17 protein-coding genes are annotated in these 15,760 nt (G+C 51.1%); 1 reads left to right on the top strand and 16 read right to left on the bottom strand.

Annotated elements, in window-relative coordinates:
* Window positions 1-22 precede the first annotated feature (22 nt).
* From H8K47_RS01605 to H8K47_RS01535, 15 genes are all read right to left on the bottom strand, one after another.
* On the bottom strand, window positions 23-565 hold the full coding sequence (locus H8K47_RS01605) for a helix-turn-helix domain-containing protein (RefSeq protein ID WP_186879663.1): 543 nt from the start codon (window positions 563-565) through the stop codon (window positions 23-25).
* A 104-nt stretch (window positions 566-669) separates the two neighbouring features.
* A complete protein-coding gene (locus H8K47_RS01600) occupies window positions 670-1,092 on the bottom strand; it encodes a F0F1 ATP synthase subunit epsilon (RefSeq protein ID WP_162019485.1) in 423 nt (140 codons plus the stop codon).
* A 71-nt stretch (window positions 1,093-1,163) separates the two neighbouring features.
* Entirely contained in the window at window positions 1,164-2,567 is a 1,404-nt protein-coding gene (gene atpD, locus H8K47_RS01595; protein ID WP_186879662.1) for a F0F1 ATP synthase subunit beta, read from the bottom strand.
* A 30-nt stretch (window positions 2,568-2,597) separates the two neighbouring features.
* The gene (gene atpG / locus H8K47_RS01590) at window positions 2,598-3,467 is read right to left on the bottom strand and encodes a F0F1 ATP synthase subunit gamma (RefSeq protein WP_186879661.1); all 870 of its coding nucleotides are present in this window, start codon (window positions 3,465-3,467) and stop codon (window positions 2,598-2,600) included.
* Window positions 3,468-3,496: 29 nt separating this feature from the next.
* Window positions 3,497-5,038: a F0F1 ATP synthase subunit alpha gene (atpA, locus tag H8K47_RS01585; protein WP_162019488.1), complete on the bottom strand. Its 1,542-nt coding sequence runs from the start codon at window positions 5,036-5,038 to the stop codon at window positions 3,497-3,499.
* A gap of 26 nt (window positions 5,039-5,064) precedes the next feature.
* Window positions 5,065-5,598 carry a F0F1 ATP synthase subunit delta gene (locus H8K47_RS01580; protein ID WP_186879660.1) on the bottom strand — a complete coding sequence of 178 codons (534 nt, stop codon included), beginning with the start codon at window positions 5,596-5,598 and terminating at the stop codon, window positions 5,065-5,067.
* 2 nt (window positions 5,599-5,600) lie between these two features.
* Window positions 5,601-6,071 carry a F0F1 ATP synthase subunit B gene (locus H8K47_RS01575; RefSeq protein WP_186879659.1) on the bottom strand — a complete coding sequence of 157 codons (471 nt, stop codon included), beginning with the start codon at window positions 6,069-6,071 and terminating at the stop codon, window positions 5,601-5,603.
* Window positions 6,072-6,137: 66 nt separating this feature from the next.
* On the bottom strand, window positions 6,138-6,377 hold the full coding sequence (gene atpE, locus H8K47_RS01570; RefSeq protein WP_162019491.1) for a F0F1 ATP synthase subunit C: 240 nt from the start codon (window positions 6,375-6,377) through the stop codon (window positions 6,138-6,140).
* 113 nt (window positions 6,378-6,490) lie between these two features.
* Window positions 6,491-7,312, bottom strand: a complete 822-nt coding sequence (atpB, locus tag H8K47_RS01565; RefSeq protein WP_186879658.1) for a F0F1 ATP synthase subunit A — start codon at window positions 7,310-7,312, stop codon at window positions 6,491-6,493.
* Entirely contained in the window at window positions 7,309-7,653 is a 345-nt protein-coding gene (locus tag H8K47_RS01560; protein ID WP_186879657.1) for an ATP synthase subunit I, read from the bottom strand. The genes atpB and H8K47_RS01560 overlap by 4 nt, the downstream gene beginning before the upstream one ends.
* Before the next feature lie 975 nt (window positions 7,654-8,628).
* A complete protein-coding gene (locus H8K47_RS01555) occupies window positions 8,629-9,519 on the bottom strand; it encodes a ParB/RepB/Spo0J family partition protein (protein WP_162019494.1) in 891 nt (296 codons plus the stop codon).
* A gap of 3 nt (window positions 9,520-9,522) precedes the next feature.
* A complete protein-coding gene (locus H8K47_RS01550) occupies window positions 9,523-10,299 on the bottom strand; it encodes a ParA family protein (protein WP_162019495.1) in 777 nt (258 codons plus the stop codon).
* 65 nt (window positions 10,300-10,364) lie between these two features.
* Window positions 10,365-11,018, bottom strand: coding sequence for a 16S rRNA (guanine(527)-N(7))-methyltransferase RsmG (rsmG, locus tag H8K47_RS01545; protein WP_186879656.1), 654 nt, complete (start codon window positions 11,016-11,018; stop codon window positions 10,365-10,367).
* Complete coding sequence (mnmG, locus tag H8K47_RS01540) at window positions 11,018-12,985, bottom strand: tRNA uridine-5-carboxymethylaminomethyl(34) synthesis enzyme MnmG (protein WP_162019497.1); 1,968 nt, start codon at window positions 12,983-12,985, stop codon at window positions 11,018-11,020. The genes rsmG and mnmG overlap by 1 nt, the downstream gene beginning before the upstream one ends.
* Window positions 12,986-13,206: 221 nt before the next feature.
* Window positions 13,207-13,968 (bottom strand): sulfite exporter TauE/SafE family protein, encoded by a 762-nt coding sequence (locus H8K47_RS01535; RefSeq protein WP_186879655.1) that lies wholly within the window; start codon window positions 13,966-13,968, stop codon window positions 13,207-13,209.
* Window positions 13,969-14,113: 145 nt separating this feature from the next.
* Between H8K47_RS01535 and H8K47_RS01530 the strand changes: the two genes are divergently transcribed.
* Window positions 14,114-15,271 carry an iron-containing alcohol dehydrogenase gene (locus H8K47_RS01530; protein ID WP_186879654.1) on the top strand — a complete coding sequence of 386 codons (1,158 nt, stop codon included), beginning with the start codon at window positions 14,114-14,116 and terminating at the stop codon, window positions 15,269-15,271.
* A gap of 242 nt (window positions 15,272-15,513) precedes the next feature.
* Here H8K47_RS01530 and H8K47_RS01525 read toward each other — a convergent pair whose 3' ends face one another.
* Window positions 15,514-15,735, bottom strand: coding sequence for a DUF4287 domain-containing protein (locus H8K47_RS01525; RefSeq protein ID WP_186879653.1), 222 nt, complete (start codon window positions 15,733-15,735; stop codon window positions 15,514-15,516).
* Window positions 15,736-15,760 lie beyond the last annotated feature (25 nt).

The raw sequence follows: 15,760 nt of genomic DNA, 5'->3' as shown, positions 1-15,760 counted from the left end.
CCGGCAATGGGGTATTTTTGCCTTAGTTCCTGGATGAGTTGCGCTTTTTGCGTGACGCTGCTTCCTGTGCCTGCTCCTGAACTAAGGCTTTCAACTTTTTTAGATATTCGTTCTCCATGCGCAGGTAATTCACTTCTTCAAGTAATTCTTCGCGGGTGCGGCTGTCATCGGTTTTGACAGGGGCTGGCTGAGTTTTTTTGAACGGCGACATCACGTTGGGGCGTCCTCGGGGGCGTGGCGTTAGGGCGGGTATGCCGCCGCTATGATAGCTTTGTTCCCATGCGCTCACGATGGACTTGTTGCGGATGTCGTACAGCAGGGCTATTTCCTGATAAGAGAGCCGATTGAGCCACATGTGTTGCAACACAGAGAGTTTGAATTCGGCACTGTAGTGGCTATATTTTTTATCTAAGCCGTCGGCACCACGTAACTGAAACCGGCGTACCCAGTGACGAACGATAGAATGATTGATGCCAAACTGCCTGGCTACCAGAGCGCAGCCAGCGTTCTCCTGCAGATAGTACTCAACAACCTGTACTTTGAATTGCTTTGTATATTTACTCATGAAAACACCCCAAAAGTATGGACGGGTGTCCAACTTTTGGGGTGCAGTTCACTGAGCTGCCTTTTTATTTTAGTGCTTTCGTCGCCAGTACTGCTGCGGACGAATTAACGTTTCTGACGCAATTTTTGAATCGCTGCCAATTGGGCGATCGCCGATGCCAGTTCCGCCTGTGCTTGCGCATAGTCGATTTTGGAATCACGATTAACCAAAGCCTGCTCAGCCAGTTTCTTGGCTTCACTGGCTTTCGCTTCGTCCAGATCGTGCCCGCGAATCGCGGTATCAGCCAGAACAGTCACGCCGTTTGGTTGCACTTCGAGGATACCGCCAGCAACGAAGACAAATTCGTCTTCAGCCTGACCAGCTACCTTGATGCGCACCGCACCCGGTTTGATACGGGTAATCAGCGGAGTATGTTTTGGATAAATACCCAATTCACCAGCCTCACCTGGCAACGCGACGAATTCGGCTTCGCCAGAAAAGATAGACTCTTCTGCAGAAACCACGTCAACGTGAATAGTGTGTGCCATGTCGGACCCTTTGTGTACGCTTGAAAAAGCTGTGCTGCGGTGGTTCACACCGCAGCGCTAGCGCTTAAAAATTAAGCAGCCAGTTTTTTCGCTTTTTCGATTGCTTCGTCGATAGTACCTACCATGTAGAACGCTTGTTCTGGCAGGTGATCGAGTTCACCGGAAGCGATCATTTTGAAGCCCTTGATCGTGTCTTTCAGTGAAACGTATTTGCCTGGTGCGCCAGTAAATACTTCAGCAACGTGGAAAGGCTGAGACAGGAAACGTTGCATTTTACGTGCGCGTGCAACGATCAGTTTGTCTTCAGGTGCCAGTTCGTCCATACCCAGAATCGCGATAATGTCACGCAATTCTTTGTAGCGTTGCAGCGTACCCTGAACAGCGCGTGCTGTTTCGTAGTGCTCTTGACCCACAACTTGTGGATCCAGCTGACGGGATGTGGAATCCAGTGGATCAACCGCTGGGTAAATACCCAGGGAAGCGATGTCACGGGACAAAACAACGGTGGAATCCAAGTGAGCGAAGGTTGTCGCTGGGGATGGATCGGTCAAGTCATCCGCTGGAACATATACGGCCTGGATCGAAGTAATCGAACCGGTTTTTGTGGATGTAATACGTTCTTGCAGACGGCCCATTTCTTCAGCCAGCGTAGGCTGATAACCCACCGCGGAAGGCATACGGCCCAGCAGCGCGGATACTTCAGTACCGGCCAGTGTATAACGGTAGATGTTATCCACAAAGAACAGCACGTCTTTACCTTCGTCACGGAAGCCTTCAGCGATAGTCAGACCTGTCAACGCAACGCGCAGACGGTTACCAGGCGGTTCATTCATCTGACCGTACACCATCGCCACTTTGGAGTTTTCTGGGTTTTCCAGATCAACCACTTTGGCGTCAGCCATTTCGTGATAGAAGTCATTACCTTCACGAGTACGCTCACCAACACCGGCAAACACGGACAAGCCGCTGTGTGCTTTAGCGATGTTGTTGATCAGTTCCATCATGTTAACGGTTTTACCTACACCCGCACCACCGAACAGACCGACCTTACCACCTTTAGCGAATGGGCAAACCAGATCAATCACCTTGATACCGGTTTCCAGCAATTCCTGGGATGGGGACAGTTCGTCGTAAGCAGGCGCTTTACGGTGAATCGATGCTGTCTGCTCGTGGCTGACCGGACCGCATTCATCGATAGGGTTACCCAATACGTCCATAATACGACCCAGCGTTGCTTTGCCGGTTGGTACCATGATTGGCTTACCAGTGTTCGTGATAGTCATGCCACGACGCAGACCGTCAGAAGTACCCAGCGCAATAGTACGGACGATGCCGTCACCCAATTGCTGCTGAACTTCCAGCGTCAGCTCGGAGCCTTCCATTTTCAAGGCATCGTAAACCTTAGGCATCGCGTCACGTGGAAATTCAACGTCCACCACAGCGCCGATACACTGAACGATTTTGCCATTAGCCATGTTCGTTCCTTCAATAATTTTAAATTTCGTTTAGACCGCTGCCGCACCGGCGACGATCTCAGAGAGCTCTTTAGTAATAGCAGCCTGACGGGTTTTGTTATAAACCAGTTTCAGCTCACCAATCACGTTACCCGCGTTATCACTTGCCGATTTCATCGCCACCATACGTGCCGATTGTTCAGACGCCATGTTTTCAGCCACTGCCTGATAAATCAGTGCTTCTACATAACGGATCAGCAATTCATCAATCACGGTATTCGCATCTGGTTCGTAGATGTAATCCCAGGAATGGGAAGACTTATCTGCGACCATTTTGTCGGATGTCAGAGGCAGTAACTGCTCAAACACCGGCTCTTGCTTCATCGTGTTGATAAACTTGGTGTAACTCAGGTAAACCGCGTCGAGTTTGCCTTCCTGATAGGCGTCCAGTAACACTTTTACCGGGCCAATCAACTTATCGAGGTGCGGAGTGTCGCCCAGCTGGATAGCGTGGGAAACGACCGGAGCACCGATACGATTCAGGAAGCCGAGACCTTTATTACCAATTGCAACTGCTTCTACTTTTGAACCCTTACCTTCGAGTTCACGCAATTTGTTGGTGACCAGACGTAATACGTTGGTATTCAAGCCACCGCACAAACCTTTATCTGTTGTTACAACGATCAGACCAACTTTCTTGGCCTGATCCTGTTGAACCATGAAAGGATGCGTGTACTCTGGGTTGGCCTGTGACAAGTTAGCAGCGATATGACGAATCTTTTCACTGTATGGGCGGGCTGCACGCATCCGGTCCTGCGCTTTACGCATTTTGGATGCGGCGACCATTTCCATCGCCTTCGTGATCTTCTTCGTATTTTCTACGCTTTTGATCTTGCCACGTATCTCTTTGCCTGCAGCCATGAGTATTGACTCCTTCTAGCTACAGTAAATTAATAGGCGCCGGATTTTTTGAAATCAGCAATTGCGGCAGCCATGGCAGCTTCGCCATCTTTGTCCAGTTGCTTGGTTTCTTCGATCTTCTGCAACAATGCAGCGTGGCTGGTTTTCATGAAGTTGTGTACGCCAGCTTCAAATGCCAGAACGCTCTTCACAGGTACGTCGTCCAGGTAACCCTTGTTGACTGCGAACAGAGTCACGGCCATCAGGGAAATCGACAATGGTGCGTACTGAGCTTGTTTCAGCAATTCAGTCACACGGGCACCACGGTCCAGCTGCTTACGGGTTGCTTCGTCCAGATCGGAAGCAAACTGCGCAAACGCTGCCAGTTCACGATACTGCGCCAAGTCAGTACGGATACCGCCGGACAGGTTTTTGATGACCTTAGTCTGCGCAGCACCACCAACACGGGAAACCGAAATACCAGCGTTAATCGCTGGACGGATACCGGCGTTGAACAGGGAAGTTTCCAGGAAGATCTGACCGTCAGTAATCGAAATCACGTTAGTCGGAACGAAAGCAGAAACGTCACCAGCCTGAGTTTCGATAATTGGCAATGCAGTCAGGGAACCTGTTTTACCTTTCACTTCACCATTGGTGAATGCTTCAACGTAGTCAGGGTTCACGCGTGCAGCACGTTCCAACAGACGGGAGTGCAAATAGAACACGTCACCTGGGTAAGCTTCACGGCCTGGTGGGCGGCGCAGCAACAGGGAAACCTGACGGTAAGCAACCGCTTGTTTGGACAGATCGTCATATACGATCAGTGCATCTTCACCGCGGTCACGGAAGTATTCACCCATCGCGCAACCGGAGTAGGCGGATACGTATTGCATCGCTGCGGATTCAGACGCAGTCGCTGCAACAACGATGGTGTATTCCATTGCGCCGTGGGCTTCGAGAGCGCGCACTACGTTTTTAACGGAAGACGCTTTTTGACCGATCGCCACATAGATACATGTTACGCCCTGGCCTTTTTGATTGATGATGGAATCGATCGCAACTGCTGTTTTACCAGTTTGACGATCGCCAATGATCAATTCACGCTGACCACGACCAACCGGTACCATGGAGTCGATCGACTTCAGACCAGTTTGCAGTGGCTGGGAAACGGATTGACGTGCAATAACGCCTGGCGCGATCTTTTCGATAGGCGCAGTCAGTTTTGCATTGATAGGACCTTTACCATCGATAGGCTGACCCAGCGCGTTGACAACGCGGCCGCGCAGTTCAGGACCGATAGGTACTTCCAGAATACGACCGGTACATTTGACTGTGTCGCCTTCGGAAATGTGTTCGTAGTCACCGAGAATAACGGCACCAACGGAATCACGTTCCAGGTTCAACGCCAGACCGAAAGTATTGCCTGGGAATTCCAGCATCTCACCTTGCATCGCGTCAGACAGACCGTGGATGCGGCAGATACCGTCGGTAACGGAGATAACCGTACCTTGATTACGAATCTCAGCGGAATCGCCAAGGCCTTGAATCCGGCTCTTGATCAGCTCGCTGATTTCAGATGGGTTGAGTTGCATACTAACTCCTAATATTTGTTACGTTCTTACGCGGTCAGGGCGGCGTGCATTTTCTGCAGCTTCGCGCGAACCGACGTATCCAGCACCTGGTCACCAACCACGATACGTACACCACCGATCAGAGCCGGATCGACTTTGACGCTAGGGTGCAGTTTGCGGCCAAATTTCTTTTCCAATGTTGCAGCTAAGTCAGCTAACTGTGCTTCAGACATATCAAATGCGCTGGTCACTTCAGCATCTGCCGCACCTTCGTGGGCGTTTTTCAATGCTTGAAATTGGACAGCGATTTCTGGCAGCAGAGTCAGACGATCATAGTCAGCGAGTGTCGCGATAAAGTTTTTCGCTTCAGCTGTCACTGGGGATTTGAGCGCAGACAGAAAAATCTCAGCTTTTTGCGAAGCCGAGACTTTAGGGTTGTGTGCAAGAGCTTGTACATCGGGATGCGCGCCAGCTTGTGCCATTTCGGAAACCAGATCCGACCAGGCGGACAGGTTACCGGTTTGGGCAACACGGAACAGCGCTTCAGCGTAAGGACGAGCGATCGTTGCGAGTTCGGCCATGATTACAGCTCGGTTTTCAGTTGATTCAACAGATCTGCGTGAGCGGATGCATTGACTTCACGTTTCAGGATTTGCTCAGCACCTTTGACTGCCAGAGTGGCAACCTGGTCGCGCAATTCTTCACGTGCTTTGGTCACTTGATTTTCTGCGTCAGCTTGTGCAGCAGCAAGAATGCGTGCAACTTCAGCGGCGGCTGTGTTTTTAGCGTCTTCAATGATCTGCGCAGCACGTTTCTCTGCGTTGATGATCTGTTTCTGACCTTCATCACGAGCACTTGCCAATTCAGCTTGTACGCGCTTTTCAGCAGCTTGCATTTCTGCACGGCCACGGTCGGCAGCTGCCAGTCCGTCTGCGATTTTCTTAGCACGCTCATCGAGCGCATTCATCAGTGGCGGCCACACAAACTTCATGGTGAACAAGGCCAAGATGAAGAAAACCCCACACTGAACAAACAATGTTGCGTTTAAGTTCACGGTAATTCCTTATCTAAATGGATCAAGCCGAAAGCAAATGCTTCCGGCAGTAGAAGGAAAAACTGATTATTTGAATGGGTTTGCGAACGCGAACAACATAGCGATACCAACACCGATCAGGAACGCAGCGTCGATCAGACCAGCCAACAGGAACATCTTAGTTTGCAATGTGTTCATCAATTCTGGTTGACGAGCAGATGCTTCGAGGTATTTACCACCCATGATAGCGATACCGATACAAGCACCGATCGCGCCCAAGCCGATGATCAAACCGCAAGCCAAAGCAACAAAAGACAAATCAGTCATGATATTTCCTTAAAATTAAAAAATGAAACTAAGATTAAAAAACAAAAAACGAAGAACCTAAAACTAAACTTAAAACTAAACCTGCTCTTACTACGTATTCCAACCTGTCTTACTTAGTGAGCGTCATGTGCCTGGCCGAGATACACCAAGGTCAGCATCATGAAAATAAACGCTTGCAGGAACACGATCAGAATATGGAAGATAGCCCAGATCGAACCAGCGATAGTATGACCAATCACACCAAATGGTGTCGCCATCGCGCCCAGCAGAGCGATCAACAGGAATAACAATTCGCCGGCAAACATGTTACCAAACAGTCGCATGCCCAGAGATACCGTTTTTGCTGCGAATTCAATCAATTGCAGGATCAGGTTAAATGGTGCCATCTTGATACCGAAAGGTGCGGACACCAGTTCGTGCAGGAAACCACCCAAACCTTTGATCTTAACGCTGTAATACAGCATCAGCAAGAGCACACCGAAAGAAATACCGATGGTGCCGTTCAGATCGGCTGTCGGCACTACACGGTGATGCGGGAAAAGGTGCTCTACATGGAAGAAAGCAAATAAGCCAGAGAACATATCCACAGGCAGGAAATCCAGGGAGTTCATCAGCGCAACCCAGACAAACACGGTCAATGCCAGCGGTGCGATGAAGCTGCGGTCACCGTGTACGATGCCTTTAGATTGCTCTTCCACCATTTCAACCAGAATTTCTACTGCTGCCTGGAAGCGGCCCGGTACACCCGAAGTCGCTTTACGTGCTGCCAGCCACAGAATCAGGCTGCCGACCACGCCACAGAATATGGACCAGAATATGGTATCCATATTGAAAATCGAGAAATCAACAATACTTGCTTGATGCTTGGTCGATAAATGTCCTAAGTGATGGACAATATATTCTGACGCTGTCGGGGCGTGCTCAGTTGCGCTCATGGTCTTTGTCTAAATAGTAAAATGAAATAACTTTTCAGTACCACAATGAAGGCGATCAAAAATGCCGGCCAGTTAACATCGCGGTACCAATATACAAATGCGCCCATCAGCGCAAGTGTCAAAAAAATCTTTATAAATTCACCGACAAAGAAAGTTGCCGGATTAGCGCCACCGGGTTTTTTCGTGCCGATGAACAGGCGCAAAGCAAAAAAAGCATTCGGCAGTGCACAGCATAATCCGCCAGCCAGCGCGGACAATACCAGAGTAACCTTGCCGGAAATTCCGGCCAGCAAAGCCACGATGAAAGCTGTTGCGAGTTGCAACAGAACGATACGTGCCATGCTTTCCTCACATATTGACCATTGATTGTTGATATAGACCCAGCCGCTACAAAATTTTCTCAGGTAGGCTAAATTCTCGTCAATCAAAACCACGGAATTATACGTGTATGTGCTTAGCAGCGTCAAACGTTTGATTCTGCGCTCTAAAAGCGGGCACAGCCGGGCTCAAACTCCCCTCTCCGTCACGTGTTTTCCAGACAAAACTCAATAAACATGCGGCTTTCCAGCGATCTGCCAGGCGCGTTTGCGGGCGCTGTACAAGCGTGGATGTATGCTTATTTCCCGTAAAAACTGCACGGTTTTGTCGCATGTGATCAACGGCTTTCATTTCCTTAATGATAACAAAATTACACGATTTACTAACAAAACCTCAAAAATAGGAATATTGCGGTGATTTAAGTAAGTGTTTTGCTTACATCAAATATACAAGGATTTTTTATGACTTTTGCCGTACTTGCAGCTCAGCTGAGATGCACCATGTTTCACGTTAAACATGCAGCCTCCCGACTGAGTGAGGAAAAGAACCATCTGAAATGTCACCGCACAAAAATAATAAAATTACATCATTAACATAAATACAATATTTTTAAACTCCTGGATTTAACTCAGCGAAACAATGGTGTCATCAGACATGTCAGACAACTCGCGTTTCACGTGGAACGCTAGCCGCAGCAATACATCGGACAGTGAACAAATCCAAAGATATCAACAAGGCCTAAAAATCACTTTTGAAAAATCGGAGAGTAGAAACAGGAATAGCCAGCAAGCCAGGCTGGCAAAAAAACGTATGCCGTTCAAACAGACAAAATCGCTGCAGGACTTAAAGTTACACGTGAAACATGGGATTCACGTCTTGGCCGCGGCTAAGTTGCACACAACCGTCGCCGGGTAAAAAAAAGCCGCCAACCTCACGGTCCGCGGCTTTGATGAAAATGCAGTGTTCAGTAGTAATGAACGCCGCAGCAGATATCCTGCTTAAGAACGGATTTTTAAGATCACACCATCAAGTGAATCGAGGTCAGCAAAATCGATGATCATTTGCCCCTTACCCTTACTACCCATTTTCAAGGTCACCTGAGTCGCCAGCAAATCGGACAACTCTTCTTCCAGACGTGTGATGTCACGTGACTTCTCTGCTTTTTCACGTGGACGAGTACCTGCATGTTCTGCCGTCGTTTTCGCGACCAGTTTTTCTGCTTCACGCACGGACATACGTTTCGCAACGATCTGGTTGGCCAACTGTATCTGAGTGGCAGCGTCGGTCACCAGCAAAGTCCGTGCGTGGCCCATGTCGATATCACCCGCCATCAGCATCGTCTGCACCGGTTTAGCCAGATTCATCAGGCGTAACAGATTGGTGACCGCGCTGCGTGAGCGGCCAACCGCATGGGCAGCCTGCTCGTGTGTGAAAGAAAAATCGGTAATCAGACGATGTATGCCCTGGGCTTCTTCCAGTGGATTGAGGTCTTCGCGTTGTATGTTTTCGATCAATGCCATGGCTGCAGCAGCCTGATCATCGACATCTTTCACCAGTACCGGCACCTCGTCCAGACCGGCCATCTGCGAGGCGCGGAAGCGACGCTCACCGGCAATAATTTCATAACGGGTCACGCCATTTTGCTGTCCCACCGGACGTACCAGGATAGGCTGCATCAGACCCTGCGCCTTGATCGACGCAGCCAATTCCGCCAGTGCACCTTCATCCATGCGGGTACGTGGCTGGTATTTACCGGCCTGCATCTGACTCACAGGCAGGCTGCTGGGTGCATCTGCGACATTCGGTACGGCTTCTGCGAAATCGCTCGCACCGCCTAATAATGCTTCCAGGCCACGGCCCAGTCCTTTAGGTTTTTTCATTGCATTCATGGCTTACTTTTCTAATTGCTTAATTCTCTCGACCATCTCCGCGCCAAACGCGATATAGGCTTGCGCCCCTTTGGAGGAAGGGTCAAATACCACGCCGGGCATACCATATGACGGCGCCTCGGCCAGACGGACATTACGCGGAATAACTGTCTTGAACACCTTGTCACCAAAATGTTGTTCCAGCTGATCAGAGACCTGCTGCGACAAGGTCATGCGCGGGTCAAACATGACTCTTAACAAGCCCACGATTTTGAGGTCGGGATTGAGATTGGCAGAGACTTTTTTGATGGTGTTGGCGAGGTCAGACAAGCCTTCCAGTGCATAGTATTCGCACTGCATAGGGATGATCACACCGTGTGCGGCACACAGGCCATTCAGGGTCAGCATGGACAGCGCAGGCGGGCAATCGATCAGCACGAAGTCGTATTCGGCACTGATCTGGGCAATCGCATCGCGCAGGCGCTTGTCACGGTTTTCCAGCTCGACCATTTCCACTTCGGCACCGGCGAGTTCGCGGTTCGCTGGCAGGACATCGAATTTTCCGGACTCAGAACGCTGACGTGCGGTCGCGATGTCGGACATCCCTAACAACACTTCGTAGACCGAAGCAGTCAGTTTTGCCTTGTTAATTCCTGCCCCCATGGTCGCATTGCCCTGAGGGTCGAGATCGACCAGCAGCACGCGCTGATCCAGTTTTGCCAGACCCGCAGCCAGATTGACGGTGGTCGTAGTTTTACCCACGCCACCTTTTTGATTCGCGACACAAAAGATTTTTGCCATAGAGGGTTTCCGTGCTTTATTTGTGTGAGTGTTTTACGTGAAATTGAGGTGTTGTCTGCACTGCTTTAAGCCTGTTCAGTACGCCGTACAAAGACCAGATGGCGTTCTGCATTCAATCCAGGTACCTGCAGCGGCTGCAAGCCTGTGACGGCCCAGCCAGCTGGCAAACGTTCGATTTCCTGCGCTGGTGCGACACCTTTCATGGCGATAAATTGCCCGCCTTCAGCCAGTAAATGACCTGACCAATTGATGAAATTACAGAGTTCAGAAAAGGCACGCGAAGTGATCACATCAAATTTTTCTGTGACTTCCAGCTGCTCTACCCGGCCGGTAAAGACGGTGACATTACTGAGTCCAAGTTCGGCTTTGGCCTGGCTCAGGAAGGCGGTTTTTTTGCTGACCGTGTCTATCATAGAGATACGTGTCTGGGGATAGGCAATCGCCAGCATCATGCCCGGCAAGCCGCCACCGGCACCGACATCCAGCACATTGCGCGCGTCCACAAATGCCGGTGCAGCCGACAGCGAATCGAGCAAATGCTGCTTCACCATTTCCTGAGGATCACGGATCGCAGTCAGGTTATACACCGCATTCCACTTCGACAGCAGCGCCAGATAAGCCAGCATCTGATCAATCTGGGCTTCAGTCAGTGTCAGCCCCATTTCCTGCACACCAGCGCTTAAACTGGCCTTGAGTGCCTTGGTATCCAATATTGCCATTACGCGTCTCCTGCGGCCGTCTGGACGCTTTCCTGAGCATGTTCCGCTGCGGGCACCGCTGCCATAAACTCTTTAAATCCTTTTTTCTTCAGATGCACCAGTAACAGCGAAATCGCAGCGGGTGTCACGCCGGAAATCCGGCCGCATTGCCCCAGCGTCTCGGGCTGATGCTTATTCAGCTTCTGGCGTACTTCTATCGACAGACCACTGACCTCCATGTAATCAAAGGCCTTAGGCATTTTCAGGTTTTCATAGTGGGCGTGACGCTCCACTTCTTTCGCCTGGCGGTCGATATAACCCGCATACTTGACCTGGATTTCCACCTGCTCGCGTACCGCCGGATCGGCAATCGCCGGGCCAGCCAAGTCTTGCTGCTCGACGCCGCGCAAGCTCATCAGGCTCTCGTAATTGACTTGCGGACGGCGCAACAAATCGGCCAGCGAGTATTCACGTTCCAGCGCTTTGCCCAACACGCGCTCTGCTTCAGCCGCTGCCAGGATACGCGGATTGACCCAGGTGGTACGCAGTCTTTCCATTTCACGTGCAACCTGTTCGCGCTTGTTTTCAAACGCCTGCCACTGCGCATCGCTGACGCAACCTAGCTGACGACCTATCTCGGTCAGGCGCATATCGGCATTATCTTCACGCAAACTCAGGCGGAATTCAGCACGGCTGGTGAACATGCGATACGGTTCCTGTACACCCTTAGTGATCAGATCGTCGACCAGTACGCCCAGATAGGCTTCGTCACGGCGCGGTACCCAGGCTTCCCTGCCCTGGGTTTGCAAGGCCGCATTCAGGCCAGCCAGCATACCTTGCGCTGCCGCCTCTTCATATCCGGTGGTGCCATTGATCTGACCTGCAAAGAACAAGCCCTCAATTTGACGGGTTTCCAGTGACGACTTCAAGCCACGTGGATCAAAGTAATCGTATTCAATCGCATAACCCGGACGCAGGATGTAGGCGTTTTCCATACCGCGCATAGAGCGCACCAGATCCAGCTGCACATCGAAAGGCAGACTGGTCGAGATGCCGTTAGGGTAAAACTCATTGGTGGTCAGGCCTTCCGGCTCCAGGAAAATCTGATGCGACTCCTTGCTGGCGAAGCGGTGTATCTTGTCTTCGATAGACGGGCAGTAACGCGGACCAACACCCTCGATCACACCGGTGTACATCGGACTGCGGTCGAGCCCGGCACGAATGATGTCGTGGGTTTGTTCATTGGTATGGGTGATCCAGCATGGCACCTGTTTAGGATGCATAGCGGTCGTTCCCATGTAAGAAAATACCGGTACCGGATCCAGATCACCGGGCTGTTCCTGCATCACGGAGAAGTCGATACTACGGCCATCGATACGTGGCGGCGTACCCGTTTTCAGACGCCCTTGCGGCAAAGCCAGCTCTTTCAGACGGGCTGACAGTGACACGGCAGGCGGGTCACCGGCACGGCCAGCGGCGTAATTATTCAGGCCCACATGGATCTTGCCATCGAGAAAAGTCCCGGCGGTGAGCACCACAGCGCGGGCGCGGAAACGTATGCCAACCTGGGTCACTGCACCCACCACGCGATTGCCTTCCACCAACAAATCATCCACTGCCTGCTGGAACAACCACAGGTTAGGCTGATTTTCGAGACGGCTGCGTATCGCTTGCTTGTACAAAATCCGGTCTGCCTGAGCGCGGGTTGCACGCACCGCTGGCCCCTTCGAAGAGTTCAGGATGCGAAACTGTATGCCAGCCTCATCGGTTGCTATCGCCATTGCACCGCCCATGGCATCGACCTCTTTGACCAGATGTCCCTTGCCTATCCCACCGATGGAAGGATTGCAGGACATCTGACCCAGGGTCTCGATGTTGTGGGTCAATAACAGTGTGGACTGTCCCATACGCGCAGCGGCGAGGGCAGCTTCAGTGCCGGCATGACCACCGCCGACAACAATCACATCGAATTCTTTAGGATAAAACATGGCTAGCTTCTGACAAACAAGGACACGGAGAGTCAGGATTATAGTTTGTTTTCGCACAGCGCCCTCACCTTCTACACAGCAGTTAACAAAATAAGCGCTATGTTTCACGTGAAACATAGCGCTTATCTAAAGTGCAGAACGTTGAAAGTTTAGGTTTTACACAAAAATCTTGTAAAACAAAATAGAACTCAGTGATCTATGTTTCACGTGAAACATAGTCATCAACGTAAAAATCCGTCATAAGTCGTCTTGCATATCAACGCCACGACCACCACCAAAAACACCTTTCTGACAAACCCGGCACCATGCCGTATCGCCATCTGACTGCCCAATACTGACCCAGCAATCTGACATACCGCCATCAAGCCACCCAATAACCACAACACATGCCCACTGAATCCGAACCAGGATAAAGCCGCCGCGTTACAGGCGACATTGAGTACTTTAGCGACCACCGATGCACGCAGGAAATCGTAGCCAAAAAAGCGTACAAACAAGAACATAAAAAAGCTGCCTGTACCAGGACCGAAAAAGCCATCATAAAAACCGATGCCGGCCGCTACCAACATCGCGAGCCAGACTTCTTTGCTACCAGAAAACAAAGGCTTATCCTGAGTGCCGAATTCCTTCTTCATAAAGGTATAGACCGCGACCGCTGCCAAAATAAAAGGCAGAGCCTTGCGCAACTGGGTAGGCGGGATATGGGTGACCAGGTAGGCGCCAAAAAAAGAAAAGGCAAAAGCAGTCAGTGCAGCAGGAACCAGCATGCCCCAGCGTACACTGACTTTTTGCATATAGTTGCGTGCAGCAACCGCTGTACCCCAAATACTGGCGAACTTATTGGTACCCAGCAAAGTCGCCGGCGCTGTACCCGGCAACATAGAAAATAAAGCCGGCACCTGGACCAGCCCACCACCACCGACGATCGCATCGACAAACCCGGCAAAAAATGCCGCCACACTTAAGAGCATCCAATCAAACATGAAATTTATTAACTTTCATCGAAAAGCTGCCAGACTCTGGCAAGCTGGCAAACATATAGGCAAATTGCAAGACTGCCGAGTCTAGCAAGCAATCTGCTTTTAATGTGACACAGAGCTGACTAATTTGACCGTAACAGGAGTCGCTATGCAGAATTTCCGTTTTCAGACCGTTCCGCTCATCATTAACGAAACCGGTGCGCTGGCCCGGCTAGGTGAGTTCATCCAACAAGAATTCCCAGCTTGCCGACGCCTGTTCATCGTGAGCGATGCCGGTTTAGTCAGCAGCGGCATTTTACAAGCTGGCCTGGACAATCTGGATCAGCTGGGGCTGCAGTATCAGTTGTACGCAGGTGTGGTACCTGACCCACCGGAAGCAGTTGTCTTGCTCGCAGTACAACAAGCTCGCGAATTTAACAGCGATCTGGTCATCGGCTTGGGAGGCGGCAGTGCGATGGATGTGGCCAAGTTGATTGCCGTTTTATCTGGCAATGACCAGGCACTGAGCACCATGTACGGCATCAATCAAATCCATGGCCAGCGTCTGCCCTTGATACAAATTCCGACCACCGCCGGTACCGGTTCTGAAGTCACGAATATCTCTGTCGTGACTACCGGTGAGACCACTAAGATGGGCGTGGTCACGCCACAATTATTTGCTGACCTTGCGATACTTGATGCTAGTCTGACAACTGGATTGCCGGTCGCTACCACCGCTGCCACCGGTATCGATGCCATGGTACACGCGATCGAAGCCTATACCACACGTCATAAAAAGAACCCTGTATCGGATATGTTGGCGCGCCAGGCACTGAAACTGCTGTTCAATCATATCGACCGTGCCTGCAGCCATGGCGCTGATCTGGCAGCGCGACAAGCCATGCTACTGGGCGCTATGATGGCCGGACAAGCCTTTGCCAATGCGCCTTGTGCCGCGGTTCATGCGTTGGCCTACCCGATAGGCGGCCGCTTCCACGTACCGCATGGATTATCAAATTCGCTGGTCCTGCCCACAGTCTTACGCTTCAATTTGCCCGCCGCTGCAGAACAATATGCCGAGCTGGCCGAGATCCTGGCGCCCGATGCAACGGGCAGCGCCGAAGCGCGCGGCAATGCCATGATCAATGCACTGGCCGATCTGGCGCTGCGCACCGGCATCCCAACACGGCTGCGCCAGGTCGGCATCCGTGAAACAGATCTGGAGCAACTGGCCAGCGACGCGATGCTACAAACCCGACTGCTCGGCAACAATCCGCGGGAAGTCAGCTGGCAGGATGCGGTTACGATCTATGCTGCCGCTTTATAGAACTTTGGCGAACTTGGATGAATTTTGGAGAGCTTGTGGATGAGTGTCCGCTTATCCACAAGCAACAGAACCAACCACCTGCAGACCGCGCCATCAGCAGCATCAACGAAAACCGCGTAAAACCGCCTTGGTGCCGATTTCATAAGAATCACCTCTCTAAATGGCAATTCATCAAAAAAACCGCTCAAAAGCCCGAAAAACGGCCATGACGCAGGCTTTGCGTTAAAAAAGCCTGCGCAGCTTCAGGTTTTTTTCTGTGCCAGCACATAGGCCACTATCGCATTCGCGTGCCCATGTCCCATCTGGTACTCGGTTTTTAGCATTTGTACCAGCTCCATATGCCTGAGCGGCAATGTGGCTTCGACCAGCGCGATCCAGTGCGCAATCGGCTGGCCATACTTTTTTTCTATAGAAGGGAAATAGGATGCGGGTCCCTGCACTTTCTCTGACTTATCTGCAAGCATAGACAACTCCTGAGTAAACTGAGAC

Origin of the sequence: Cognatundibacterium rugosum (assembly GCF_014284365.1) — a bacterium.
Taxonomy (GTDB): domain Bacteria; phylum Pseudomonadota; class Gammaproteobacteria; order Burkholderiales; family Burkholderiaceae_D; genus Undibacterium; species Undibacterium rugosum.
Note: the sequence above shows the minus strand (reverse complement) of the source record. Positions and strands in the feature narration are given on the sequence as shown.

Bases quoted from the DNA above. Each gene is read 5' to 3' on its own strand.
- H8K47_RS01605 (WP_186879663.1), bottom strand. From the start codon at position 565: ATGAGTAAATATACAAAGCAATTCAAAGTACAGGTTGTTGAGTACTAT.
- H8K47_RS01600 (WP_162019485.1), bottom strand. From the start codon at position 1,092: ATGGCACACACTATTCACGTTGACGTGGTTTCTGCAGAAGAGTCTATC.
- atpD (WP_186879662.1), bottom strand. From the start codon at position 2,567: ATGGCTAATGGCAAAATCGTTCAGTGTATCGGCGCTGTGGTGGACGTT.
- atpG (WP_186879661.1), bottom strand. From the start codon at position 3,467: ATGGCTGCAGGCAAAGAGATACGTGGCAAGATCAAAAGCGTAGAAAAT.
- atpA (WP_162019488.1), bottom strand. From the start codon at position 5,038: ATGCAACTCAACCCATCTGAAATCAGCGAGCTGATCAAGAGCCGGATT.
- H8K47_RS01580 (WP_186879660.1), bottom strand. From the start codon at position 5,598: ATGGCCGAACTCGCAACGATCGCTCGTCCTTACGCTGAAGCGCTGTTC.
- atpE (WP_162019491.1), bottom strand. From the start codon at position 6,377: ATGACTGATTTGTCTTTTGTTGCTTTGGCTTGCGGTTTGATCATCGGC.
- atpB (WP_186879658.1), bottom strand. From the start codon at position 7,312: ATGAGCGCAACTGAGCACGCCCCGACAGCGTCAGAATATATTGTCCAT.
- H8K47_RS01560 (WP_186879657.1), bottom strand. From the start codon at position 7,653: ATGGCACGTATCGTTCTGTTGCAACTCGCAACAGCTTTCATCGTGGCT.
- H8K47_RS01555 (WP_162019494.1), bottom strand. From the start codon at position 9,519: ATGAATGCAATGAAAAAACCTAAAGGACTGGGCCGTGGCCTGGAAGCA.
- H8K47_RS01550 (WP_162019495.1), bottom strand. From the start codon at position 10,299: ATGGCAAAAATCTTTTGTGTCGCGAATCAAAAAGGTGGCGTGGGTAAA.
- rsmG (WP_186879656.1), bottom strand. From the start codon at position 11,018: ATGGCAATATTGGATACCAAGGCACTCAAGGCCAGTTTAAGCGCTGGT.
- mnmG (WP_162019497.1), bottom strand. From the start codon at position 12,985: ATGTTTTATCCTAAAGAATTCGATGTGATTGTTGTCGGCGGTGGTCAT.
- H8K47_RS01535 (WP_186879655.1), bottom strand. From the start codon at position 13,968: ATGTTTGATTGGATGCTCTTAAGTGTGGCGGCATTTTTTGCCGGGTTT.
- H8K47_RS01530 (WP_186879654.1), top strand. From the start codon at position 14,114: ATGCAGAATTTCCGTTTTCAGACCGTTCCGCTCATCATTAACGAAACC.
- H8K47_RS01525 (WP_186879653.1), bottom strand. From the start codon at position 15,735: ATGCTTGCAGATAAGTCAGAGAAAGTGCAGGGACCCGCATCCTATTTC.